The sequence below is a fragment of the Moorena sp. SIO4A1 genome, from assembly GCF_010672065.1.
GTDB lineage: Bacteria > Cyanobacteriota > Cyanobacteriia > Cyanobacteriales > Coleofasciculaceae > Moorena.
The window spans coordinates 1-23,904 of sequence record NZ_JAAHHX010000004.1 but is presented as its reverse complement, the minus strand read 5'-3'; the positions used below and the strand labels follow the sequence as shown (position 1 = coordinate 23,904).

Annotated in this window: 30 protein-coding genes; 24 read left to right on the top strand and 6 right to left on the bottom strand. The window is 42.0% G+C overall.

Translation table 11 applies throughout. The features are described 5' to 3' along the window. Positions 1–8: 8 nt before the first annotated feature. From F6K53_RS03950 to F6K53_RS03895, 12 genes are all read left to right on the top strand, one after another. Entirely contained in the window at positions 9–1,049 is a 1,041-nt protein-coding gene (locus F6K53_RS03950) for a hypothetical protein (protein WP_293067463.1), read from the top strand. A 24-nt stretch (positions 1,050–1,073) separates the two neighbouring features. Then, on the top strand, positions 1,074–3,083 hold the full coding sequence (locus F6K53_RS03945) for a phage tail sheath C-terminal domain-containing protein (protein WP_293018019.1): 2,010 nt from the start codon (positions 1,074–1,076) through the stop codon (positions 3,081–3,083). 54 nt (positions 3,084–3,137) lie between these two features. Beyond that, the gene (locus F6K53_RS03940) at positions 3,138–3,260 is read left to right on the top strand and encodes a hypothetical protein (protein WP_293018017.1); all 123 of its coding nucleotides are present in this window, start codon (positions 3,138–3,140) and stop codon (positions 3,258–3,260) included. Between the two features lie 111 nt (positions 3,261–3,371). Further along, positions 3,372–3,506 (top strand): hypothetical protein, encoded by a 135-nt coding sequence (locus tag F6K53_RS03935; RefSeq protein WP_293018015.1) that lies wholly within the window; start codon positions 3,372–3,374, stop codon positions 3,504–3,506. A 17-nt stretch (positions 3,507–3,523) separates the two neighbouring features. After that, positions 3,524–3,988 carry a phage tail protein gene (locus tag F6K53_RS03930; protein ID WP_293071426.1) on the top strand — a complete coding sequence of 155 codons (465 nt, stop codon included), beginning with the start codon at positions 3,524–3,526 and terminating at the stop codon, positions 3,986–3,988. Between the two features lie 293 nt (positions 3,989–4,281). Then, complete coding sequence (locus F6K53_RS03925) at positions 4,282–4,770, top strand: phage tail protein (RefSeq protein WP_293071427.1); 489 nt, start codon at positions 4,282–4,284, stop codon at positions 4,768–4,770. A 2-nt stretch (positions 4,771–4,772) separates the two neighbouring features. Further along, on the top strand, positions 4,773–4,976 hold the full coding sequence (locus F6K53_RS03920; protein WP_293071428.1) for a DUF5908 family protein: 204 nt from the start codon (positions 4,773–4,775) through the stop codon (positions 4,974–4,976). Positions 4,977–5,249: 273 nt separating this feature from the next. Beyond that, the gene (locus tag F6K53_RS03915) at positions 5,250–5,453 is read left to right on the top strand and encodes a hypothetical protein (RefSeq protein ID WP_293071429.1); all 204 of its coding nucleotides are present in this window, start codon (positions 5,250–5,252) and stop codon (positions 5,451–5,453) included. Then, positions 5,450–6,169, top strand: coding sequence for a hypothetical protein (locus F6K53_RS03910; protein WP_293018004.1), 720 nt, complete (start codon positions 5,450–5,452; stop codon positions 6,167–6,169). The genes F6K53_RS03915 and F6K53_RS03910 overlap by 4 nt, the downstream gene beginning before the upstream one ends. 6 nt (positions 6,170–6,175) lie before the next feature. Continuing rightward, positions 6,176–7,819, top strand: a complete 1,644-nt coding sequence (gene vgrG / locus F6K53_RS03905) for a type VI secretion system tip protein VgrG (protein WP_293038411.1) — start codon at positions 6,176–6,178, stop codon at positions 7,817–7,819. 247 nt (positions 7,820–8,066) lie between these two features. After that, entirely contained in the window at positions 8,067–8,762 is a 696-nt protein-coding gene (locus F6K53_RS03900) for a Uma2 family endonuclease (RefSeq protein ID WP_293071430.1), read from the top strand. A gap of 96 nt (positions 8,763–8,858) precedes the next feature. Further along, complete coding sequence (locus F6K53_RS03895) at positions 8,859–9,266, top strand: GPW/gp25 family protein (protein ID WP_293071431.1); 408 nt, start codon at positions 8,859–8,861, stop codon at positions 9,264–9,266. Here F6K53_RS03895 and F6K53_RS03890 read toward each other — a convergent pair. Then, positions 9,244–9,558, bottom strand: coding sequence for a hypothetical protein (locus F6K53_RS03890; protein ID WP_293071432.1), 315 nt, complete (start codon positions 9,556–9,558; stop codon positions 9,244–9,246). The two genes, F6K53_RS03895 and F6K53_RS03890, sit on opposite strands and share 23 nt — an antisense overlap. Positions 9,559–9,620: 62 nt before the next feature. Here F6K53_RS03890 and F6K53_RS03885 point away from each other — a divergent pair, with 62 nt between their 5' ends. From F6K53_RS03885 to F6K53_RS03875, 3 genes are all read left to right on the top strand, one after another. Further along, positions 9,621–9,842 (top strand): hypothetical protein, encoded by a 222-nt coding sequence (locus F6K53_RS03885; protein ID WP_287314436.1) that lies wholly within the window; start codon positions 9,621–9,623, stop codon positions 9,840–9,842. After that, the gene (locus F6K53_RS03880) at positions 9,839–10,111 is read left to right on the top strand and encodes a hypothetical protein (RefSeq protein ID WP_287360359.1); all 273 of its coding nucleotides are present in this window, start codon (positions 9,839–9,841) and stop codon (positions 10,109–10,111) included. The genes F6K53_RS03885 and F6K53_RS03880 overlap by 4 nt, the downstream gene beginning before the upstream one ends. A gap of 185 nt (positions 10,112–10,296) precedes the next feature. After that, complete coding sequence (locus tag F6K53_RS03875) at positions 10,297–10,527, top strand: hypothetical protein (RefSeq protein WP_293017995.1); 231 nt, start codon at positions 10,297–10,299, stop codon at positions 10,525–10,527. On the opposite strand, the gene F6K53_RS03870 is transcribed toward F6K53_RS03875, so the two are convergent. Next, positions 10,524–12,482: an ATP-binding protein gene (locus tag F6K53_RS03870; protein ID WP_293071433.1), complete on the bottom strand. Its 1,959-nt coding sequence runs from the start codon at positions 12,480–12,482 to the stop codon at positions 10,524–10,526. The genes F6K53_RS03875 and F6K53_RS03870 overlap by 4 nt on opposite strands. Before the next feature lie 73 nt (positions 12,483–12,555). Here F6K53_RS03870 and F6K53_RS03865 point away from each other — a divergent pair, with 73 nt between their 5' ends. Further along, complete coding sequence (locus F6K53_RS03865) at positions 12,556–13,770, top strand: DUF4157 domain-containing protein (RefSeq protein WP_293026154.1); 1,215 nt, start codon at positions 12,556–12,558, stop codon at positions 13,768–13,770. A gap of 358 nt (positions 13,771–14,128) precedes the next feature. Further along, positions 14,129–14,482, top strand: a complete 354-nt coding sequence (locus F6K53_RS03860; protein WP_293026156.1) for a hypothetical protein — start codon at positions 14,129–14,131, stop codon at positions 14,480–14,482. Positions 14,483–14,519: 37 nt separating this feature from the next. Here F6K53_RS03860 and F6K53_RS03855 read toward each other — a convergent pair whose 3' ends face one another. After that, positions 14,520–15,095, bottom strand: a complete 576-nt coding sequence (locus tag F6K53_RS03855) for a transposase (protein ID WP_293071434.1) — start codon at positions 15,093–15,095, stop codon at positions 14,520–14,522. Between the two features lie 139 nt (positions 15,096–15,234). Here F6K53_RS03855 and F6K53_RS03850 point away from each other — a divergent pair, with 139 nt between their 5' ends. Beyond that, complete coding sequence (locus F6K53_RS03850) at positions 15,235–15,429, top strand: hypothetical protein (protein WP_293026160.1); 195 nt, start codon at positions 15,235–15,237, stop codon at positions 15,427–15,429. Continuing rightward, entirely contained in the window at positions 15,426–15,641 is a 216-nt protein-coding gene (locus F6K53_RS03845; RefSeq protein ID WP_293026162.1) for a hypothetical protein, read from the top strand. Before F6K53_RS03850 ends, F6K53_RS03845 begins: the two co-directional genes overlap by 4 nt. Here F6K53_RS03845 and F6K53_RS03840 read toward each other — a convergent pair. Both F6K53_RS03840 and F6K53_RS03835 read right to left on the bottom strand, forming a co-directional pair. Continuing rightward, positions 15,595–15,930, bottom strand: a complete 336-nt coding sequence (locus tag F6K53_RS03840) for a XisI protein (RefSeq protein WP_293026164.1) — start codon at positions 15,928–15,930, stop codon at positions 15,595–15,597. The genes F6K53_RS03845 and F6K53_RS03840 overlap by 47 nt on opposite strands. After that, positions 15,918–16,334, bottom strand: a complete 417-nt coding sequence (locus F6K53_RS03835) for an element excision factor XisH family protein (protein ID WP_293026166.1) — start codon at positions 16,332–16,334, stop codon at positions 15,918–15,920. Before F6K53_RS03835 ends, F6K53_RS03840 begins: the two co-directional genes overlap by 13 nt. An 83-nt stretch (positions 16,335–16,417) precedes the next feature. On the opposite strand from F6K53_RS03835, the gene F6K53_RS03830 reads away from it, so the two are divergent. Further along, positions 16,418–16,633, top strand: a complete 216-nt coding sequence (locus F6K53_RS03830; RefSeq protein ID WP_293026168.1) for a hypothetical protein — start codon at positions 16,418–16,420, stop codon at positions 16,631–16,633. A gap of 271 nt (positions 16,634–16,904) precedes the next feature. On the opposite strand, the gene F6K53_RS03825 is transcribed toward F6K53_RS03830, so the two are convergent. After that, a complete protein-coding gene (locus F6K53_RS03825; protein WP_293071435.1) occupies positions 16,905–17,135 on the bottom strand; it encodes a hypothetical protein in 231 nt (76 codons plus the stop codon). 761 nt (positions 17,136–17,896) lie between these two features. On the opposite strand from F6K53_RS03825, the gene F6K53_RS03820 reads away from it, so the two are divergent. The 4 genes from F6K53_RS03820 (at position 17,897) to F6K53_RS03805 (ending at position 23,798) form a co-directional block, all read left to right on the top strand. After that, the gene (locus F6K53_RS03820) at positions 17,897–18,205 is read left to right on the top strand and encodes a DUF4258 domain-containing protein (protein ID WP_293026172.1); all 309 of its coding nucleotides are present in this window, start codon (positions 17,897–17,899) and stop codon (positions 18,203–18,205) included. Then, a complete protein-coding gene (locus tag F6K53_RS03815) occupies positions 18,205–18,462 on the top strand; it encodes a YgiT-type zinc finger protein (RefSeq protein ID WP_293071436.1) in 258 nt (85 codons plus the stop codon). Before F6K53_RS03820 ends, F6K53_RS03815 begins: the two co-directional genes overlap by 1 nt. Positions 18,463–18,968: 506 nt before the next feature. Continuing rightward, a complete protein-coding gene (locus F6K53_RS03810; protein WP_293079945.1) occupies positions 18,969–23,201 on the top strand; it encodes a baseplate J/gp47 family protein in 4,233 nt (1,410 codons plus the stop codon). A 15-nt stretch (positions 23,202–23,216) separates the two neighbouring features. After that, entirely contained in the window at positions 23,217–23,798 is a 582-nt protein-coding gene (locus F6K53_RS03805) for a hypothetical protein (RefSeq protein ID WP_293079943.1), read from the top strand. The last annotated feature ends 106 nt before the right edge of the window (positions 23,799–23,904 follow it).

The following is a 23,904-nucleotide window of genomic DNA, read 5'->3' as shown; positions in this document are numbered from 1 at the left end:
TCTAGATTATGCTTTATAAGCAACTGTTTGAATTGAGTATTCTTCACGACTATTATCGGGATAAAGTCTGCCCGGACTTAAGTGTTGAACCAACACCTGAATGTAGCAGGATACTTAGGGGTCATCGTCTGATTGTTAAGAATAAAGTTAACGGAATAGTGGTCATTGCCCCAGTAGTTACGGAAGATTCAGAAAATTCAGAAAATTCAGAAAATTCAGAAAATTCAGAAAATTCAGAAAATTCAGAAAATTCAGAACAGAAACCCTGGATAGAACTTGCTGATAATTTGCGATTTACTTTTCTATTGAAAATCAAAAATCAAGATTTTATAGATTTCACAGATCTTGAATGGAAACCCGTTGATAATGTTATTTACCTGTTTAGTAATGAAAGGAATACTAAAATTGGAGTGTCAGACTTAGAAAGAACTAGAACTAGATTGCCTGGTAGTGATCAAGAAGTAGTGATACTTGCTATTTTAAGGCTGATTACTATTTTACGGCTGATTAGAGAACGACTATACCGATTTGTCTTACTACTTAAATTGTCTGATCACAAATTACCCAGGGGACAGCCGTTTTTTGGCATAGTCTATATTTATAATAACTCCTCTATGCCTAAATCTTTTAAAGATTCGAATCAGGGCAGTAAATATAGTGACTATCAAATCACCTTTCAAGCCAAAAAACAACACTGGCGCTATTACCTGGTAACAGATCAGTTAACTAATGGCGATGAATTCTTGATTGAAGATAAAGATCCGACCAGGAAACCAAAAATTCAATTTACTAGATCTACGAGTGCCGAAGCTGAAAAAACAGATCCAATATTTTCTGCCCTTAACCAACAATTTCCTGTTCCTGAATTTCCAAAATATCTCTTTAAATCTGACTCAGAAATTGCTTGTCAGGAAGCTGGGATAAAAAATATTCAACTTTTAAAAAAGAAAAAGACTGAACTTGGCGATCCCTCTGTGTGGATTGATCATTTACCTAATCCCCCTAATCAGAACGGAATTCAAGTCATTAATGCCCTGAAATACCTATAAAAATTGAAACGTAAGGATTGAACCATGGTAACGTATAAAACTCCCAATGTTTATGTCGAGGAAATTTCTACATTTCCCCCCTCAGTCGCTGAGGTATCTACAGCGATTCCAGCTTTTATCGGTTACACAGAGAAAGCTAAACGAGGCAGTGAAGATTTAACCAATACACCCACTCGAATTAGTTCACTGCTTGACTATGAAACTTTGTTTGGCAAAGCTCAAGCAAGTAAATTTGTAGTAACAGCAAACGGAGATGGTATTGCTAGCATTGAACCTCCTGAATTCAAGTATTTAATGTATTATGCCTTGCGGATGTATTTTGATAACGGTGGGGGCAGTTGTTACATTGTTTCGGTGGGTAATTACAACGGAACTAAAAAAAATAATGATTTTAGAGCAGGCTTATCAGCTTTAGAAAAAGAAGATGAACCCACTTTAATCATGCTTACCGATGCCGCTAATTTAAGTACTGAAACCGATTATTACGATCTTTGTGGACAAGCTTTGATGCAATGCAATAAATTAAAAGATCGGTTTGCAATCTTCGACGTTATGAAAGATAAAGTTGATGAATTCCGAGATGGAATTGGTACAGCATATTTAAAATATGGCGCAGCTTATTCTCCCTACCTCCAAACATCACTCAACTACTATTACACCGATGTTTCTGTAACTGTATCAGTCCTAGACATACGCTTTGAATACACCACAGACCCTAAAGGTATTCTAGTCACGTATACAGGGAATAAGGAAGATCAACCTAAAGTAGCTATTACTACTAGTACAGGTACAGATCAAAAACAAAATATCGATTTTTCGCTCGACCGTAATACTAAGACTCTAACAATAAAACTCAATGCAAGCAGTGCAAAAGGAAAAAACATCATCGCCGAATGGAAAAAATGGAAAAAAATTCCTGAAAATAGCAATGGTAATTCCTTCAATATAGAGCAAAACGGAGATGGTAGTGACGATATATCATCAGTTGTCAATCCAACACCTCTCGAAGCCCTACATCCCAAGGTGTACAACACAGACCTTAATGGTATTTTAGTCACTTATGTCGGTCCGGAGAACGATGAACCCAAAGTAGCTATTACTCTTGACAAGAATCAGCCAACAGATGTAGACTTTGAAATTGACAGTAACTTGACTCTAACAATAAAACTCAAAAGAAACACAGCAACTGTAAAACAAATTACCGACGCATGGAAAACATGGAAAGCTGGAAATAGCACTGATAATAATTTTGAAATAAAGCAAAGCGGAGATGGTAGTGCCGATATATCATCAGATTCAGAAAATTCAGATGGTAGTGCCGATATATCATCAGATTCAGAAAATTCAGATGGTAGTGCAAAACCTCTCACTACCCCTCCTCCTCTAGAGTATTACAAAACTACTAAAACAGATTTGTATAACAAGGTTAAGACTGAACTAGGTAAACAGCGAGTCGTATTACCTCCAAGTGCTGCTGTAGCAGGGGTATATGCCAGGGTAGATCGGGACAGGGGAGTTTGGAAAGCACCTGCTAATGTCAGCTTGGCATCGGTACTTGCGCCTACGGAAAAAATTACCAACGAGGAACAGGAAAATCTTAACGTTGATCCCACCGCCGGTAAATCCATCAATGCTATTCGTAGCTTTACCGGAAAAGGAACTTTAATTTGGGGAGCAAGGACTTTAGCGGGTAATGACAATGAATGGCGCTATATCCCTGTGCGCAGACTGTTCAATCTCATTGAAGAATCGATTCAGAAAGCCACTGCATTTGTGGTCTTTGAGTCTAACAACACCATCACCTGGCTGAAAGTGAAGTCCCTAATTGAAAGTTATCTAGAGGGATTATGGCGACAGGGTGCCCTGGCTGGTAGCACTCCTGAACAAGCTTTCTTTGTTAATATCGGACTGGGTAAAAGCATGAGAGCACAGGACATTTTAGAAGGACGGATGATTGTGGAAATTGGTCTGGCAGCAGTCCGTCCGGCTGAGTTCATTATCCTGAAATTCTCCCATAAATTACAGGAAGCATAGGGGGAATTCAAAATTCAAAATTCAAAATTCAAAATTGTAAGCATTCAGCGGTCAGTGGTCAGTGGTCAGTGGTCAGTGGTCAGTGGTCAGTGGTCAGTGGTCAGTGGTCAGTGGTCAGTGGTCAGCGGTCAGTGGTCAGCCGTGAGCCATTCCCGTAGCGTGGCCATAGGCCAATAGCTGTTCGCGTAGCGTGCGCGTAGCGCTTAAGCTGATAGCTGATAGCTGTTCGCGTAGCGTGCGCGTAGCGCTTAAGCTGATAGCTTACCTTATCTAGCGGTTTTTAGTCTAATGAGGTACACAAAATTTTTGTCCTGTTCCCTCTTATCTTTTCCCTGTTCCCAGATCCGCTGTTCCCTAAAACCAGAAACTCTGTACCTCACCAAATTACAAACCGCTATAACAGTCAAACTAAACCTAAAGTAATTAAGGAAACATAAATCATGGCAGACACAGTACAACAAATCAAAGATACTTATCCAATTCCGGTATTTTATTACCGAGTCACCATCGATGGAGATGATTCCCACGCTTTCTCAGAGGTATCGGGATTAAGCATTGAATTTGAAACGATTACTTATCGAGATGGCCTGAGTTATAAAGATGGGCCAAAGTACATGCCAGGATTGGACACTCCCATTAACCTAACCCTACAGAAAGGAATTGTCAGAAAAGACAGCTATTTATTTGAATGGTTTAGCACGATTAACCTTAATACCGTCGAAAAGCGAGATCTTAGGATTGACTTGTTAGACGAGTCAGGTGAAGCAGTTGTCTCCTGGGAAGTTATAAATGCTTTCCCTAAGAAATTAGATGCACCGTCATTTAATGCCACTAGCAATGAAGTTGCTATTGAAAGTTTAGAACTAATGGCTAATACTCTCAAGGTTAATAACCCTCCATTATAATCATTAGAGTTCCCGGCAATGGTCGGTAACAGGGAACAGGGAACAGGGAACAGGGAACAGGGAATCAAGAATTGAGAATAACACTATCGGACAAATAACTATTTTTACAAGAGGTCTATAGCGGTTTATAACCTAATCAGGTACACAATATTTTTGACCTGTTCCCTATGTTCCCCTCCTGGGAGGGGTTAGGGGTGGGTTCCTCTTCTCTCTTCCCTGCTCCCTGCTCCCTGCTCCCTGTTCCCTAAAACCCAATAATTTGTACTTCACCGAATTGAAAACCGCTGTAAGTTATGGCAGATAATTTCCCCATTCAGATTCCGGAACTTACTTTGACGGAAAATCCCCCGGTTGGATTTAATTTTATGGTCGTCTTTTTCATTGCTGGAATTCTGCCTAATCCCTTAGATATTCGCTTTCAAAAGGTATCGGGAATTTCTGCGGAAATAAGCACAACGGACATCCGTGAAGGGGGTGAAAATATTTTCAGACATCGTTTGCCTAATCAGGTTACCTATAATAATCTGGTTTTAGAAAGAGGAATGGTGATTGGCTCTCCTCTGAATGTAGAGTTTAACGTTGCTATGAGTACCATGAAATTTGCCCCCAGCAATGTCTTAGTCATGTTGCTTGATGAAAACACTGTTCCTGTTTCTAGTTGGTTATTTAAGAGAGCTTATCCAGTAAAATGGTCAACATCCGATCTAGATGCTAATGCCAATGCTGTGGTTATAGATACGATGGAATTAGCCTATGTGAGATTTCAAAGTGTGAGGATTTAGCTATGCCAGTGGAAATCAAAGAATTAATTATTCGTGCCAACATTGTGGATAATAGTGAGCCTAAGCATGGAAATAGTGAGAATGGACATAGTTATGATAATACTTTAGCTCCCCAGATGGGAGAAAATTATGAACAAAAAGGTGAAATAATTGCTGCTTGTGTCGCCCAGGTACTGAAGATACTGGAGCGGAAAAAAGAGAGATAAGGTAAGGAACTGTGGGGAGGGTGGGGAGAGGGGGAGATAGGGAGATGGGGAGATGGGGGAGATTTTTATAGCAGAAGTCAGAAGTCAGAAGTCAGAAGTCAGAAGTCAGAAGCGGTGCGACCCTGGTGATTTCTAATCACCATCAGAATGCGCACCAAGAGAGTCAAACTCTTGCGCTTACTTAGGTTTGAGACTTTTGTCATGTCCTAACTGCCCTGGCGACTGCTATATTAAAGGTAATGGTAATAACATGAGATAGCGTTTCTCATAGCTATGAGGTACACATTCTTTTTTACCTCTTGCCTATTGCCTATTGCCTCTTGCCTCTTGCCTCTTGCCTATTCCCTGTTCCCGATTCCCGATTCCCGATTCCCGATTCCCGATTCCCGATTCCCTGCTCCCGATTCCCGATTCCCGATTCCCTATTCCCTAAAACCCAAGAATAATTTATACTTCACCCAAATAATCATTATATGATCAAAAACCCTTTTAAATTAGAAAAGCTGAAGATTCGTGTTTATAAAGATGGAAAACGGACTGGAAAGGGAGAAGATACCTTTGAAGTCATGTTTAATCCGGAATCCTATTCCTTACAATACGGGAATGTTTATCAAAAAAAACAGGGACTTAATACCAGTGGACGCGAAGCAAAATATACTCTCAGCAAACCCGAAGAATTGTCCCTCAAGTTAATTTTAGATGACACAGGGGTAGCAGATGATGGAGGTTTTGGGTTTGCCGGAGCTTCATTAGTTGGCAATCTTTTAGGGACGAGAGATGTTGACAAGCAAGTAGACCGCTTTCTGAAGCTAACAACATTTATGGATGGAAAAATCCATGAGCCTAAATATCTCAGAATTGAATGGGGAAACTTAACTTTTGATTGCCGTCTCCAATCTGTTAATGTTAAGTATACACTTTTTAACCGTAGCGGAAAACCGATAAGAGCTGAGTTAGATACAGTTTTTATCGAGGATATAAAAGATTCCAAGCGAATTGCACAAGAAAAGAAAAGCTCACCCGATCTTACCCATACTAGAACTATAAAAGCTGGAGATAAGTTGCCTGTGATGGCTCAAGAGATATACGGTGAATCGGCTTATTATATCCAGCTTGCCCGTGCTAATAATCTCAATAACTTCAGAAAGTTAAAAACCGGAACAACTATCAATTTACCGCCAATAGAGAAGTAAAAAATAATGAGTGGTGTTGTCACAGCAACAATTTTGAGTAAAGGTAAAAAAATGAACTCTGAATATAATGTCATGTCGATTGACATTATCAAAGAGGTGAATAAAATCCCGATAGCTCAAATTATTTTATTAGATGGTGACGCGGCAGACCAAGAATTTGCTATTAGCAATACAGAGTTTTTTAAACCAGGCAAAGAAATTGAAATTAAGCTTCGCTATGAAGGGGAAAAACAAAAGGAAGCAACAGTGTTTAAGGGAATTATAGTTAGACACTGTGTTCAAGCCGATCGCTATAGTTCTCTGCTCACTGTTGATTTAAAAGATGCAGCATACAAACTAACCACCCAACGAAAAAGTGCTGTGTTTCGAGATATGACAGACAAGGATATTATCGGCAAAGTCATCAACACTGGGGGTGGGGGGTTAAAATTCAAATCTACTGCTGTAACTAAACCAAAGCATAAGGAAATGGTGCAATATTACTGCACTGACTGGGATTTCATTTTATCTCGTGCGGATGTCAATGGTCTGTGGGTTTTAGTTGATGATGGCGAAATTACGGTTAAAGAGCCCTTACTAAAGGGGAAACTAAAACATACCTTTGAGTATGGCAAAGATGAAATTTACCAGTTTGAAATGGAAGCTGATATTTGCGATCAGAAAGCGTCGGTAGAAAGTACAGCTTGGGATATCAAAACACAGAAATTATTACAATCACAAAAAGCGAAAGAGTTTTCTACCACCCAGGGTAATTTAAAAGGAGATGAATTAGCCAAAACCATTGGTGCAGATAACTATCAATTAATCAGTTTAGCTCCCTTAGATGACCAGGAAGTAAAAGCTTGGGCAGATGCCAAGTTACAAAAAAGTCGTCTGTCACTGTTTAAAGGTCGCTTCAACTTACCTGGATTTGCTGATATTAAACCAGGAGATATGATAAAAATTGATGGAATAGGAAAGCGCTTCAATGGCAAAACTTTAGTAACGGCTATTCGACATCAATTTAGTAGACAAGGCTGGCAAACCTATGTACAATTTGGCTTGTCAGCTAGCTGGTTTTATCAACAAACTAATGATATTTTTGATACACCAGTGGCGGGATTGATTCCAGCTATTCATGGGTTGCAAATTGGGATTGTGGATAAGTATGAAGCGGATCCAGAAAAACAGTTTAGGGTAAAAGTCAGAATCCCCTCAATTGAAACAGATGGTATTGTTTGGGCAAGATTAGCTTCCGTTGAGGCTGGTAATCAAAGGGGTATCTTTTTTAGACCAGAAACCGGGGATGAGGTTATTCTCGGTTTTATCAATGATGACCCTAGACAAGCGATAATTCTGGGTGCGGTGCATAGTGGTAAAAATGCTTTGCCGCCTGGTTTGACAGTAACCAAGGAAAATAATAAGAAAGGAATAGTTACCAAAAACTCCCTAAAACTTATATTTGATGATGAAAATAAGTTAATCGAAATTAGTACATCCAAGGGCAATACCTTTAAATTATCCGAGCAGGATAAAGGGATTAAATTGGAAGATGAAAATGGGAATACAATCACGATGGATAATCAAGGAATTAAGATAAAATCAAGTAAGGACCTTGTGATGGAGGGTAACTATATCAAGATTAAAGGCTCGAGAGTGGATATTAATTGAGGCAAGGGTGGGGCGGGGGCGCGGGGAGATGGGGAGATGGGGAGATGGGGAGATGGGGGAGATTTTTATTAAGGGTAATTATCCTGAAATGATACAAGAGGCAAAAGGCAAGAGGCAAGAGGCAAGAGGCAACAGTCCGTAGGGTGTGTTAGCGATAGCGTAACGCACCATTGTACGAACTTTGGTGCGTTACACTAAAAGCTAACGCACCCTACAAATCCTACAAATCCTACTGCTAAAAACAACCATGTCTCAAACCATATTAAAACCAAAAAATCCAATTCCACCCCTTGAAAGTGGAGATCTACTTACTCAGGTTGAATTTGAACAGCGTTATGCACAGATGCCCAATGTCAAAAAAGCGGAATTAATCGAAGGAGTTGTTTATATGGCATCACCCTTAAGAATGACCCAACATGCTAATCCCCATGCTCGTATTATGACTTGGTTGGGTACATATTGGTCAGCTACACCAGGGGTAGAAGTGGGCGATAATGCGACTGTACGTCTAGATGCAGACAATGAACCTCAACCGGATGCTTTACTAAGACTAACGGTAGATGGACAATCAAGGATTAGTGAAGACGGCTATGTAGAAGGTGCGCCAGAATTAATCGTAGAAATAGCAGCTAGTACGGCCTCTATTGATTTAAATGATAAATTAAAAGCTTACCGACGTAATCAAGTTCAAGAATATTTAGTTTGGCGGGTTTATGACGGAGAACTTGATTGGTTTCGGTTAAGGGAAGGAAAATATATAAAACTAAAACCGAATGATAAAGGCATTATCTGTAGTGACTACTTCCCTGGCTTATGGTTAGCCCAAGACGCTTTACTAACTGGAGACTTAGGCCAAGTATTAGCAATTTTACAGCAGGGATTAACATCACCAGAACATGAAAACATAGTAAAAAAATTGACCGATAAGGGGAAGGTTGACTAGAACAAGAGGCAATAGGTAATGGGTAATAGGTAATAGGTAATAGGTAATAGGTAATAGGCAAGAGGCAAGAGGCAAGAGGCAAGAGGCAATAGGTAAATGGAAGAAAACCGCTCTTTTTTAGGGACAGGATGGAGTTTTCCCCCGACATTTAACCGGGATACAGGAACGGTGGAGATGGTTTCTGATCACGAGGATATTGTCCAAAGTTTGGAAATTATCCTGTCAACCCGTCCAGCCGAACGGATTATGCAGCCTGACTTTGGTTGCGAATTGAGTCAGTTTCTGTTTGAGGAAATTACTCAAGGGTTAATTACGGGAATAAGAGGCACGATTTCTGATGCTCTTTTGAACCATGAGCATCGTATAGATGTGGAGGAGATAAATATAGAGGACAGTGAAATAGAGGGATTGTTGTTAATAATTGTTACCTATACCGTGCGAGTCACTAATTCTAGGTTTAACCTGGTTTATCCTTTTTATATTAATGAAGCTCAAACGGTTTGAGTTCTTGTATAGCGGTTTTCCATTGGGTGAGGTACAGAGAACAGGGAACAGGGAACAGGGAATAGGGAACAGGGAATAGGGAACAGGGAACAGGGAATAGGGAACAGGGAATAGAGAACAGGGAACAGGGAACAGGGAACAGGGAACAGAGTTCTTGTAGGGTGGGCAAAGGTCGATGATTCCAGATCAAATAGGGAATTGGCTCAGCATTTGCCCACCCTCCCCGCACTCCCCACACTCCCGCCCCGCGCCCCCGCCCCGCGCCCCCGCCCCTATTGCCGCTGTAAGGCATGTAAACGAAAACTTAAGCTAACATTTATTTAGAGACGTTTTTCCAGATAAATACTGAAATTAATGACTTATCTATTAACAGAGGCTTTTCAGAAAGCACAAAATTTACCAGAAGAGATACAAGACGAACTGGCTCATCAGTTAATCGAAGATATTGAGAATGAACTTAAATGGCAAAAAACATTATCACAATCTCAAACCTCTTTCCTAGACGAATTAGCCCGTAAAGCATTAAATGAATCTAAGATAGGGGAAACGAAAGTTATGGGTTTTGATGAATTATGAAGTCAGAATTAACCAATGACTTTGTAAACTGTTTTGGAAAATTACCAGAAAAAGTAAAGCAGACTGCACGAAAAAATTATAAACTTTGGAAACAGAATCCCAACCATCCAAGTTTAGAGTTTAAGAAACTTCAGACTCAAGAGCCAATATACTCTGTTAGGGTGGGAATCGGTTGGCGTGCTGTAGGAGTTATGAAAACGACAGATACAATAGTTTGGTTTTGGATTGGCTCTCACACTGAATATGATAAGTTACTTAAAAAGTTATAATGTGATTGCCGCTAGATAAAACTTACAAAGAAAAAGACTGACCCAAAAAAAACCGAAAATCAGGCATAGCACAATGGCAAATTCGGTCACGCAAAAAGTCTCATCAAGGCAAATACCTAACTTAGGTCAAAAAAAGAGCAACAGCTTGTAGGGTGGGCTGCATGTCGAGGATTCGAGATCTTATTGTGATTGGATCAGCATTTGCCCACCCTACGCCACTACCTACGCTTCAGGTTTGGTGGGCAAATGGACCCGATTCCAGATCAAATTGTCAGAGGTACAGCATTTGCCCACCCTACGCCACTGTTCGAGCGGGCAGGATGCCCACTCTACCTATTCCCTATTCCCTATTCCCTGTTCCCTGTTCCCTATTCCCTATTCCCTATTCCCTATTCCCTAAAACTCCCCACAACTAAAACCACCCTTCTATCTCTTCGTTTGTCAACATTTTCTTCAATTTAAGATATTCCCGTTTTGTGGCTTCATAGATATGTTCCATGTTCACGGGTTCATCGGCGGCGGCGGCCAAAAAGGCGGCATTTAGGGCAATATTGCGAATATTTCCGCCAGCTACATTGAGTTGACCCAGTTTCTGGTAATTTAAGTTTTGGGTTGGTGTCTGGGCAGGAAAAATGCGCTGCCAAATTTGGGTACGGATTTCGGGTTGGGGAAAAGGAAACTCCACCACAAAGCGAATGCGGCGGGAAAAGGCACTATCGAGGGCGCTTTGGAAATTGGTGGTCAAAATAGCTAACCCTTGATAGGCTTCCATGCGTTGCAGCAAATAGCTGACTTCGATGTTAGCGTGGCGGTCGTGACTGTCTTGAACTTGGGTACGCTTACCAAACAGGGCATCCGCTTCGTCAAACAGAAGAATAGCACTTCCGGTTTCTGCTGCATCAAAGATCCGCCGCAGATTCTTTTCGGTCTCACCAATATATTTACTGACTACTCGACTTAGGTCGATGCGATAAAGATCCAGGCGAAATTCCTGGGCTAATACCTCTGCTGCCATGGTTTTACCAGTACCGCTAGCACCGTAAAATAGGGCACTGATGCCCAAACCCCGGTCGCCTTTTTGGGCGAAACCCCATTGCTGATAGACTTTATACCGGTGTCTCAGATGAGTGGCAATATCGGAAAGAAGCAGCCGTTGTGGGGTAGGTAATACCAAATCGTCCCAGGTAGCCGTAGCATTGATAGGTTGCGCTAAGTGATCTAATTGATTACGGGCATTATGGCGGCAGAAATCCCATAATTGAGTAGAGTCTTGAATTTTGAATTTTGAATTTTGAATTTTGAATTGATCACAGGCAGCTTGAATAGTAGCATGATTGAGGTTAAACTGAACGGCGATGCGCTCAAGTTGACCGTTAAGTTCTGCTGCTGCTGACCCTATATGGCTTTCCCACAGGCAATATTTTTCCTCGTGGCTCAATGGGGGGATGTCAAGGTTAACAATAGTCCGCTGACAGTCAATTTTTCGGTCATTGCAGCTGAGGATTAAAGGAGTATTGTTACTATCAATAAATTTGCTCAGAGCCAACTCCCGCCCAGGCTCAGAAAAATTATAACTATCGCAGTCAATAAACAGGACACTATTGCTAAGATGGGCTTCCCTTTCCCAACGCTTCCCCAGTTGGTACACTTCCTGGGGGTTGGTGGTCACAGCCAATGGTTCTAGAGTGTGTAACTTTAACCCCAAACCCTGACAAGTGGCGGAGGCAATTTGGTATTTAGTGCTTCGATCCGAGCCAGATAATTGCACCACGGGATAGCTATTTGTCCCCTCGCCCCCAGACCAAATGGTGATCAATTGCTCCACTATACTTAACTGAGAGCTAGGCAAAAGATGAAGGTTGGTCTGAGGCGGTTGGGGTTTGATCTTTCCTGCTAATTCCTGGTCTGTGGCATATTCTCCTAAAAGAAAGCAGAGGATACGCTGGTCAATATAGAGGGGGGACTGGCTTAGGATCAATCCTGGTTCTATGTGGAGCAGTTGCAAGTTTAGTAAAGGGCGTTGGGGAGAAAGGACACCCCAATTGGCTCCGGGAAGGGCGTCAAAAGCTAAACTGAGAGTAGGATAGTTTTTGTTTGGACTATTTTTTTGGGCTTTGGCAAACAAAGAATGGAAGTATGGTTCTATTTCCATTCCCGCGCACATGAGCAGGATATCCCTTTCAAAGGGGGAGAGAAGGAATTTGTTACAAAGTTGAGCCAGGGCAGAAGTATCGTCAATAATTTCAGTTACGATTTGTTGATTTTCTTTACCTTCTATGTAGTTTTCTAAATAGTTACGAACTCGCCAGATTTCTTGAAACAGAGAACTAATATTAGAGTGATACCAGTTGGTTTGAGTTTGGGGTGCCATGTCGCGCTCCATTAAGACGGTGGAATCGACTTATATTCTTTTCTAATAGGGTACAAGGTAAAAGGAAATAGCTATGCGCACTACTCATACCTATAAACCGAAATATTCTCACTCTACCTCGTTGTCAATAGCTCAAAAAAAGAAAGACTCCAGAGTGATGGGTTCTAGAAGAAGATTGGATGCAGAGGACAGGGAGTGGAACGCATTAGAGGGGGTCGGGGAATGGGGAAGTAGAATGGCTAATGTGATGCACTCCCTGGAAACGGGACAATACGTGCCCGACACAGGATGGTATGAAATGGGGCTGCAAGCAAAGCTAAGTATAGGACAGCCGGTGGAGAAAAACCAAGAAGGGGCGAATCACGGTGGGCATCTGGTAGTGCAGCCTAAAAGGATGATGGTGCAGGGTCGAGCACAACCGTTGACGGGGGATTCGGTGACTTATGGCGATAGCATGAGGGCATCGAGGAGGGTAAAAGAAAACAAAACTGGCTTGCCTGATCGCCTCAAGGCAGGAATAGAGAACCTCTCTGGCTATTCGATGGATGATGTGAGGGTGCATTACAACTCTCAGAAACCGGCACAATTGCAGGCTCTAGCTTATGCACAGGGTACGGAGATTCATGTGGGGCCGGGGCAGGAGAAGCATTTGGCCCATGAGGCGTGGCATGTGGTTCAGCAGAAGCAGGCAAGGGTGAAGAGAAAGGTGCAGAAGAATGGCGTACAGCTCAACGACGATGTGGAATTAGAAAGAGAAGCCGAAGAAATGGGAAAAAAAGCGTGGATGAAGAGGCGGGATGAGAACGCCTGCCGAATTACACAGGTCCCGATGACAAGAACAGAAGACCATGATATGACGGAGGTGGTACAGAGGAAGCCTGGTTTAGTAGCAAGAATGTTCAGGGGAGGGGCTGCGATGAGAGCATACACAGGATGGAAGGTAGAACCACGTCCGGTTGAATCAAGGAAAAGCGGAGGACGCCAAGAAGCATACGAACTGTTATCAAAGTATTTACCCCGCACCCATGTTGGTGGGGTCATGGCTATGCCAGTCCAGGAATTCTATAGTATGAGCGGGGAGACAGTGTCAGGGGAAATAGGAAACCATTATAAACAACTTGAAGCTGAGGGCTTATTATCCTTACCGCCCACCGACGATAATCTAAATAAGGTAGCCCAAAGAGAGACGGAATGGTGGAAACAGCAGAGTGGTTTTCCTGGTTTTGCAGGAGGCAGCGTGTCGGCCCAGACGAGGTTTGACATCCTGAAGGCATACCGAGATCAATAGTCCGTACGCCGAGCTGGTAGGGTGGGCAAAGGGACATTTTTTCGGTGTAACTTTGCTGTACTCTCAGTGCGATCGCTGATAAAGCTCTTGTAGGGTGGGCAAATAGACTAGCTCACTGAGCTTATGGTCAAAGTCTCATTATTTGCCCACCCTACCCTACCGAATGGGTAAGCCTCTGTGGTCTGTTGGGTTAAAGCCATGTAAACCACCAACCCAAAACCAAACAGACTCACCCCATCCACCCCACTTCTAACCCACCGCCACCAATGGTTAAGGTAAGTCTCAATGCGAAGCTGATCCGCACCTTGCTCATAAGTGTGGCTCGTTCCTGGTAGGAGTCTCTAGAGAATAGAGAGGTATGACCAGGGGGATTCGCGGGATAAAACCCAAAATCCTAACTGATTATCGGATGTGGGTGAAAGTAGTGCGATCGCTCTTGTCGGGTGGGCAAATGGACATGATTCGTGATGAAGAAGCCAAACTATCATTTTTTGCCCACCCTACCCTACTCAGTAGTGCGATCGCTAGTAGGGTGGGCAAATGGACAGGATTCCTGATGAAATTACCAAACTATCATTTTTTGCCCACCCTACCCGACTACCCGCTGGTCATGGGATCACCTATATTGTTGGTTGGGTTAAAGCAAAGTGTTCGCTCTTGTCGGGTGGGCTGCATGTCGATGATTGATGATCAATTGGTCTTTCATTCATAATTTGCCCACCCTACCCCACATTCAGAATTTGCCCACCCTACTCCCCTGCAAAATCTTCTAAATCGCTAAAAGCTTGAATTTGTGGTAAATTCCTGCCACAACAACACCCCCAATCGGGTCGATACTTGCCTCGCTCCACCCATTTGTGAAAACTGGAATATTCCCACAAATGAGGACAAGACACCAAACCATGTTTAACTGGATTATAGTGAATATAATCTATATGTCGGTGTAAATCATGGTCATTACGAATTGTATGCTCCCAAAACCGACGTTGCCAGACATTGCTTTCTCGATGCTTACGACGAGAAGCAGAAACATCTACCGAAAATGAGCGTTTTCCCCGTAAAGAGCGGGTAAATAACACCTTAAACCGAGAGACTCGCATAGAATAATCAGAATCATCTGGTGGTAACGACCAGATAAAATGAAGATGATCCGGTAACACAACGGCTGCAGTGATGTCAAAGGGTTTTTCTGTCCGCATTTTTGCGATCGCCTTCCGTAACCGAGATATATTATCAACATCTGAAAATAGAGGAATACGGCGATAAGTGACTATTGTCAGAAAAAATACTCCTCCTGGCACATAATAACGACGATAGTTCGACATATTGAGATATTGATGGTGGCGAGCATCGTGTGTTTCAGTTTAATCCCGATTCAGAGTAGGGTGGGCAAATGGGCAGGAGTCGTGGGCAAAATGGACATGACACAAAGCGAGCAGTAGGGTGGGCAAATGGACTAGATTTATGATTTATTCGTTTATGGTTGATGATTTGCCCACCCTACCCCTTGCTTGTAGTGGGCAAATAGTCAGGATTGATGATGAAATTGCCTTCGGTACAGAATTTGCCCACCCTACCCTACGGAATGCGATCGCACTACCCCTCACCTTGTCGGGTGGGCAAATAGCAGTAGGGTGGGCAAATGGACTAGATTTATGATTTATTCGTTTATGGTTGATGATTTGCCCACCCTACCCCTTGCTTGTAGTGGGCAAATAGTCAGGATTGATGATGAAATTGCCTTCGGTACAGTATTTGCCCACCCTACCCGACGGAATGCGATCTACTACCCTAGCTTTTGCGATCGCGCTAATAGGGTACGCCCTACGCAACGGCAAATTCCGTATCTTTCCTGCGTAATGGTGACTTAAAACCCAAAACAATTTGCTTTTTTGGGACACCAGCTTCAACGAATTCGTTAGCCACTCCAACTTCTGTGCCATCTCGTTGAATCCAGATTTTTCCGTCGATAATATCAACATGGATTAAACAACCATGCTGATAGTGCTTATTCTGACGGCCTAAAATCATCAGCAGGTAGCGATCGGATTCCGGATCAAAGACCGTCTCAAACTTAATATCTCCATGCTTATAGGGCACTTTTGTATGATTTGTGATAATTTCTCGAATTAGTTTGCGGTAATTAGTTAATCTATCCATCGGATAATAACCTCCCGATCGGGGTCAAAGACAATAATAGGCACTTTGTAATCACTGAGAATGATTTCTCCCAGGGGTTCTGTAAAGAAATCTTCATATACTTCTTCGTGGAGTGCTAGATAAAGCTTGCGTTGAGGTTCTAAGCGTTTGATCACAGAGAGATAAATAAAATATTGACCTAGGGATTTTTGAGCATCAGCAATTGAAGAGGGACCACCAAAGGTTTTAATCTCAACAGCAATCTGTAGCTGATCTTTCTCAGCTAGGAGCAGTTTTTCTGCTGCTAGATCGACGTACATATCTTGCTTACCCCAACGCAGGCGAAGGGGATCATCAGTAATCAACCACCCGTCTTTTTCTAGGGCACGGCGAACACCATAATGGAAGCGATCGCGGTTAGGCATCTTGTGCAGATCAGAACTGAGATTAACTCAATTATACAAGTACGATCGCGTAGCGTGGCCTACGGCCAATCGCCGATCTTGTAATGCGATCGCCTTTGGGGCGGCTGAGGCCTTTGGCCACGCTGCGCGAACGCCGATCGCTCTTGTTTGGTGAGCAAATCGACATGATTCGTGATGAAATTGTCAAACTCTCAGAATTTGCCCACCCTACAGTGCTTTCAACTCAGGTCGGGTGGGCAAATCGACATGATTCGCGATCTTATGGTATTACTTTCATGATTTGCCCACCCTACGCCTAACCTTGGCCAAAAGGCCACGCGATCGCTGAAAGCGGGACTTCGTCCATCGCGTTCAACCTTCAACCAACTAACCTACCCTTCGGGAACGCCAAAGGCGAACAACCTAAAAAAAAATAGCCGCAGAAATACTATCCACGGCTAGGAATTTACCTTATGTCATTCAGTTTTCTAACTTATCCAGACGTGATCCTATGGGATTGGCCGAAGGTCACGCTACGGGATTGGACCGGATGGTTTGGCCGGGGGGAAAACCCCCCAGCAATTTAACGTGTTAACGGAGCCTCAAGTACTTGGTCATAATTGTTATGAATTCTCCGGGAACATCCGTCGGCTGCAGAGGACTCCACTCGGATATTTGGGCGTAACCCAGTGCATACAGGGCATGCATGGTATTAGTTACTGCCTTGCGGGAGCCCCTCAAAATGTGCTGAACACGGATTTTTTTTGAGGAATAATCATCGGGATTGTTGTCTGGATTATTAGTTGGAAATTCTGATGGCATAAGGGTAACCTTTTGCTTTTTGTTTACGTTTATACTCATAATGAGTATAAATAACATTGTCAAGGGTTTTTAGAAATTTTTTTTTGAGAGATAATGTAAAGAAATGCGATGCTCTGAAAGAGCCGCTACGCGAACGCAAGCGATCAGCTATCAGCTAGAGCAAAGGGAACAGGGAGTAGGGAGTAGGGAGTAGGGAGTAGGGAACAAAGTTCTCTAAATTCCTACACGGATTGCTATATCAGCTATTAGCTATCAGCATTCAGCTATCAGTGCGTACGCTTTTGTAGGGTGGGCAAATGGACATGATTGTTGATCAAATTGTCAAACTCTCAGAATTTGCCCACCCGACCACTAATAGTGCGTACGCTTTTGTAGGGTGGGCAAATGGACATGATTGTTGATCAAATTGTCAAACTCTCAGAATTTGCCCACCCGACCACTAATAGTGTGATCGCTTTTGTAGGGTGGGCAAATGGACATGATTCTTGATCAAATTGTCAAACTCTCAGAATTTGCCCACCCTACCCCACTGAGTTATGGAAAGTTGACGGCACCTCAAGTAGCGTGAGCTTTTAGCTCACCGCTGACTGCTGAATGCTTATTTAGTGCGTACGCTTTTGTAGGGTGGGCAAATGGACATGATTCTTGATCAAATTGTCAAACTCTCAGAATTTGCCCACCCTACTACTGGTAATATTCGGTGCTTTATCGATTAAAATAGGAAAATACACTTATCCTTAATCAGATGTAAGCTAAAATGAATGAATATCAATAAAATTCGTGAGGCAATTCTTGATTATCGATTTTGGATTACCGATCATGCTGACGAAGAAGCAGAAGAAGATCAATTGTCTTTTGATGAAATTTATCATTCCGTCCTGTATGGTGAAATTCTAGAAGACTATACTAATCATCAACCTTATCCGCGCTGCCTAATCTATGGCGAAAACTTTGCAACTGAGCCAATTCATAGCGTCCGGGATTATGATCAAGAAACAAACACAGCTATTTTAGTTACTGTATATCGACCTGATCCGAAAAAGTGGATTAATGGTAAAATAAGGAGATAGTGATTAAAACCCCGAAAAAATGTCCTAATTGTCAAGGAAAATTGACCACAAAACAAGTTAAAAAACTCCTCAAAGGTGGGGGAAATACAGCCATTGTTCAAGTAGAAGCCGAAGTCTGTTTACATTGTGGTGAACGATTATATAACCCCAATGTAGTTAGACAATTTGCCCAGATTCGAACCAAACTTAAAAATCAAGAAACCAAAGACTTTGAATTAATAGGACAATCCTTTAGCGTCCGAGCGCCGCTCTTGTAGGGTGGGCAAATTAGCCATGATTTCTAATCAAACCGACAACCGCTTGAATTTTGCCCACCCTACCATTGAAAAATCCTAACTCAGTTTTGCCATTAGGCAAAACTGAGATGCACCCACCCCCTTTGGCCGACTGCCTGCCCTGTTCCCTTGCTGCATCGCTTATTCAATGTTCGGTTTAGCTTGTCCATAGCCCATAAGCACCTCAAGTAGCGTGAGCCTAGGGCGTGTTTTCAAAGTTTTCCGCAAGATTTAGATCCCCCCCAGCCCCCCGCGCGGAAGGGGGGAGCCATACTCAAAGTCCCCCTTTTTTAAGGGGGATTTAGGGGGATCTCCGAGTTTGAAGACACGCCCTAGCCCATTAGCTGATAGCTGAGCGCTGACGGCTGATAGCTGAATGCTTACAATTTTATTTTCGTTCCTTATATGAATATTTATTACTTTATTTAAGATTGGCTTGTTAATAAAGTTTACATCCGCCATCTTGATCAATGATGTAGAATTTAGTTATGAATACAAACAAGAAAATTATACATCAAATTTTTCGGGATGGCGTTAGTCAGCGCGGACGCTTGCTAAGGGAACTCGAACCAGATTATGTGGGAGTAGATGAGCGGGATGTTTATGATTTACTCACCTTCGTACAAGAGTATGCCACAAAACTAAACTATTACGATGAGTCCAATCGGATAAATGGTAATTGGTCGAGTTTCTTGGCGGGAGATGTTGAGCAAATGGTTGCTTACATTAATAACCCGGAAAGTTTCGCAGACGAGCCATCGACACAGAGTAAATTAGCTCAACCTCATCTAGTTTTGTTGTTCACGTTTTTACAATTATTACGCTATCCTCAGCAACAGTTCAAGGCACTGACCCAAAGATATCTCGATTTTTACTATAAAGAGGTACTGGCGTTAACGACAAAAGAGGAAGTTCCAGACAAGATTCATGTAATTTTTGAGCTGGCGCAAGGAGAAGAAGCCCATCTTATTAACAAGGGTACTTTGCTCAGTGCTGGACAAGATAGTGAAGGGGTTAATATTAACTATGCCACCGATGAAGATATAGTTGTTAATCAAGCTCAAGTAGCCAGCCTCAAAACGTTATTTATAGAAAAAAATTCTATTGGTTTAGAAGAAATTCATAATCAAGATAATAAGAGCGATCAAAGTTTTGAAAATATGCTGCGATGGGCGGTTGGCAGCCCCAACCAAGGAGACCAACTTCCTAAGATAAATGTTCAAGTTGATGGTCAAACTGTTGATGTTGATGTTGATATTAATTATCTCAAAGGAACTATTTATCAAGCGACTCAAGATAATAAACAAACAGATAATAACATAACCTCTTATATTACAGAACAATTATTTTTCCTCAACACAGACGATTTTAACTATTGCTTTGATATCCATGATAGGCAAATAAATAAAGCCCAAGCAGATAAAGAAGAACCTACAGAATTAGAATGGAACGAAGTTTATAAAATAATTGAAAAAGCCTACAGAAAAAAAATTACCATGGGGAGGCGTAATGCCTTAAAAGAAAAACGAGAACAAGAAGAGCGAGAACAAGAAGAGCGAGAACAATTGGCTTTCAAGAGCATGATGGAATTGGCTCTTGGTCATCCTAATCCTGGCGATCCTTTGCCGAAAATGCCTAATGGTTATACAACCCTCCAAGAGATATTTGATCATCTTGACCAAGAGCGAGTTATTAGATATGTCAAAGAAGAACTGTATCTGAGTGTGGCAGATTTCCGGAAGATTATGGAAATCCAAGCTACTACAGAAAATACTAACTGGAAAGAAGTCTATCGCCTCGTTGAGAAAGCGCAAACAAAAAAAAGGAACTTTACTTACCCTCCCATTGGAAAAACCGAAATTAAGAATATCCATGCCAGTTCTATAATTGAGGCAGAAGAGGGACAAGCAACTAAAGCACAACGTTTTAAGACTTTTGGTAACATTACTCAAACCCCGCAAAAGTCCATCGGTTTTGCCGTTACTTCTCCCGTCTTGTTGTTACAAGAAGGAACACGTAATATTACCCTTACCTTCACCGGTGAAGAAAGGACTTTGAATCGGGATAAGTTCCAGGCAATACTAAGTAGTGAAAATGGCCCTTTTGAAATTTACTTGAGTAGTGAAGCGCAATGGATACAGCCGGAATCCTTTGAATATGAAATTGGCGTTTTTCTTGTAGAAGAACCACTAGTCTCTTATAGCAGTACAGAAATATCTCTGGGTTCCACTGCTTCGGACAACGATAACTTGACAAGCGTTTCTTTTCGTGAAGGCTCTGAACATACCTTTTCTGCTAGCAACGTGAAGCAACTTCTTGTCTGGAATGACGGCAAGATATTCCAGATTACAGGATTAGTTAACAATAAAAAAGCTAATATACAGCAAATTGGTATCGGTAATTTATCTCAAGATGCTGTTAGTACTGGCCAGATTAAGCTCTATCGTACTTCTGCTATTTATTTCAACAGTTTACAGTTTCAGTTAACCCTGGATTCTACCCTACCCGCTATTTTGCCACCACAACCAGATCAGTCAACTTTTTTCCTGGACAGTCCCTATCCAGTGGTAAAAATTCTGTTTAAAGAAATATCACCGTCAGAAAAATCCGAGGGAAAAATTATTTATTACGATCAATTAAAATCAATATCCTTAGAAAAAGTCAATATACAAGTTGAAGTAGAAAATATTCAAGATGTCCAACTGCGGAACGATAACTTAGTACTAAATCCCAAAAGTACTGTTGAACCCTTTGGGCAGAATCCTAAAGCAGGTTCTGGATTTTACTTCGCTAATCGAGAAATTAGCACCAAAAAATTAGATAGTATTACCATTAATATCGAGTGGATGGGACTTCCTAAAGACTTTTCCACTCATTATGAGGCATACAATAGCACCAAGGTAATTACGGAGGCAATTACTAATGACAGCTTTAAAGCCAGTTTGAAACTTCGCAATAACAGAAGCTTGGTGGATATTGAAACTTCTAAGCCCATTTTCGCTCAAGATGGTGACAACAAGTTAAGTAATGCTATTTACCTCAATTATAAGAAAATTCCAGACTATTCTCTGGATACTTCTACCCTAGAAACCGAGACAGACGATCCTTTTGAGCAAAATCGGTATTTTAAACTGGAATTAGCAAGCCCAGATTTTGCATTTGCCCATGATTTACATCTGATAGTATTAAATAAGGTGAATTCGGCAACGGATAAAGACGTTGTAAAAGATAAAAATGGAACCAATGTAAAAAATAAAGATGGAAAGGATATAAAAATCAAATCCCTGACGGTTTATCGCCCTTACACCCCGCAAGTTAAAGCCATCTCCCTCGACTATACCGCCTCAGAAGAGATTGACCTAAAAAACGCCCCAAATCAACCTCACTCTAGTCAAATCTTCCAACTTCATCCCTTTGGCTATGCCGATATCCAAACTCTATATCAAGACAACCAATATTATCTGTTACCGAACTATCAAGAAGAAGGCACTTTATACATCGGTATCCGCAATCTGCAACCACCCCAAAACATTTCCATCCTCTTCCAAATGATACCGGGAAGTGGCAATGGGGAACTAACTCCACCACAGATTCACTGGAGTTACTTGAGTGGTAATTCTTGGCAAGAATTTAAAGATACAGAGATGCTTTCCGATAGTACCAACGGGTTAGTGGATTCGGGGATTATCCGCTTGAGTATCCCTGAGGGAGCCACCAGTCAGCAGCAATTATTACCCAGTGGTTTACATTGGTTACGAGGCACCGTCACGGAAAACGCTGCTGCAATTCCTGATACTCTGGACATCAAAACCCAAGCAGTCAGGGCGACCTTTGTGAATCAGGGGAATGCAGCCGACCATTTAAGTAAACCGCTCCCAGCTAATTCCATTCAAGGATTTGTAACACGAGATCCCGCCATCAACACAGTACAACAGCCCTATAGTTCCTTTGGCGGTAAACCAAAAGAAGACAATCGCGCCTTCACCATGCGGGTGAGTGAAAGACTGCGCCATAAACAGAGGGCTATAACTGCCTGGGATTACGAACGCCTGGTATTGGAACATTTCCCCCAAATCTATAAGGTGAAATGTATCACCTCTGCTGCTGGCAACCACAATCCTGGTGATGCCAAGGTAACTGTGGTGGTAATTCCCGACGTGGCGAATACTGCGCCTTTCTTTCCCCTGGAACCCAAAGCACCTTCCTACTTACTAAAGGAAATCCAGGCATACCTGCAAAACTATACCTCACCATTTGTGCAAATCGTGGTGAAAAATCCCCGGTACAAACCCATTCAATACAAAGTGGGTATCCGTTTTCGCGCTGGATCTGACCAGGGGAACTATCTCAAACAACTCAATGAAGATATTAAACGCTTTTTGTCCCCGTGGGCCTATGAAGAACAAGCATATATTACCTTTGGTAGTTCAATCCATAATTCCTCAGTGATCCATTTTATTGATAAAAGACCCTATGTAGATTATGTTGGCTATCTCAAATTAATTGAGCAAGTCGGCATTAAAGCTGGATCTGGCGGCAAGTCAGATATCTATTATCGGGTGATTCCGTCTAATCTTGCCCAGGTGCAACATCCTGATTCAATTTTGGTTTCTGCCCCTCAACATATTATCTACCTGATGGGCACAGAAAAATCTTATGATGAAGAGGATTTTGAGGGGATTGGTTATATGAGTATTGTTACTGATTTTGAAGTTAGTTAAAAGGAGTTAAAGAGCATGGTTCAAAAGAAGAGAAGTCAACTAAAACAATTATTCAAGACAGGTAAAAAGCCTTCTCAACAGGATTTTGCCGACTTTATTGATTCCACCCTCAATATAAAAGATGATGGCATAGAAAACCCGGCTGGGGCAGATACTCCCCTCAAGATTACCGCCCCCCTCAAGATTACCGCCCAAGGTACGGATGAGAAACTGTTTGATTTTTATGCGGGTGATACGAAGACTTGGAGTATTAATCAAAAGCGTGATGGAAACAAGGTAGGTTTAAATATATCTCATTCTGCTTCTGGTGAAGTTAGCAAGAGCAAGCTTTTTATTGACAGCAGTAACGGGAATGTCGGACTGAGTATCGATCATCAGCCGACGGCGAAACTCCATATTCAGCAGACGTGTCATGAAGATGCTTTGCGGATTGCTGGTGAGTTAAAGGATACGATTTTTCTGATTAATAAATATGGCAAGGTGGGGATTGGGACGGATTGTCCAGAGGCCAAGCTGGAAATTAAAGGAAATGAACCTGTCCTGAAGATTTGGGGTCAAGGAGATAATGATAATGCAGTGCGACGTGAAAGCGTCTGAATGAATCGAAACCTGAAATGGTTTTCTGAGGAGTGCATCCCTCAGCCTGCCGAGATGAGAGGGGAAGAGTAATCGGAACCTGTGTGCAGATTCTCGATAAAGTCCC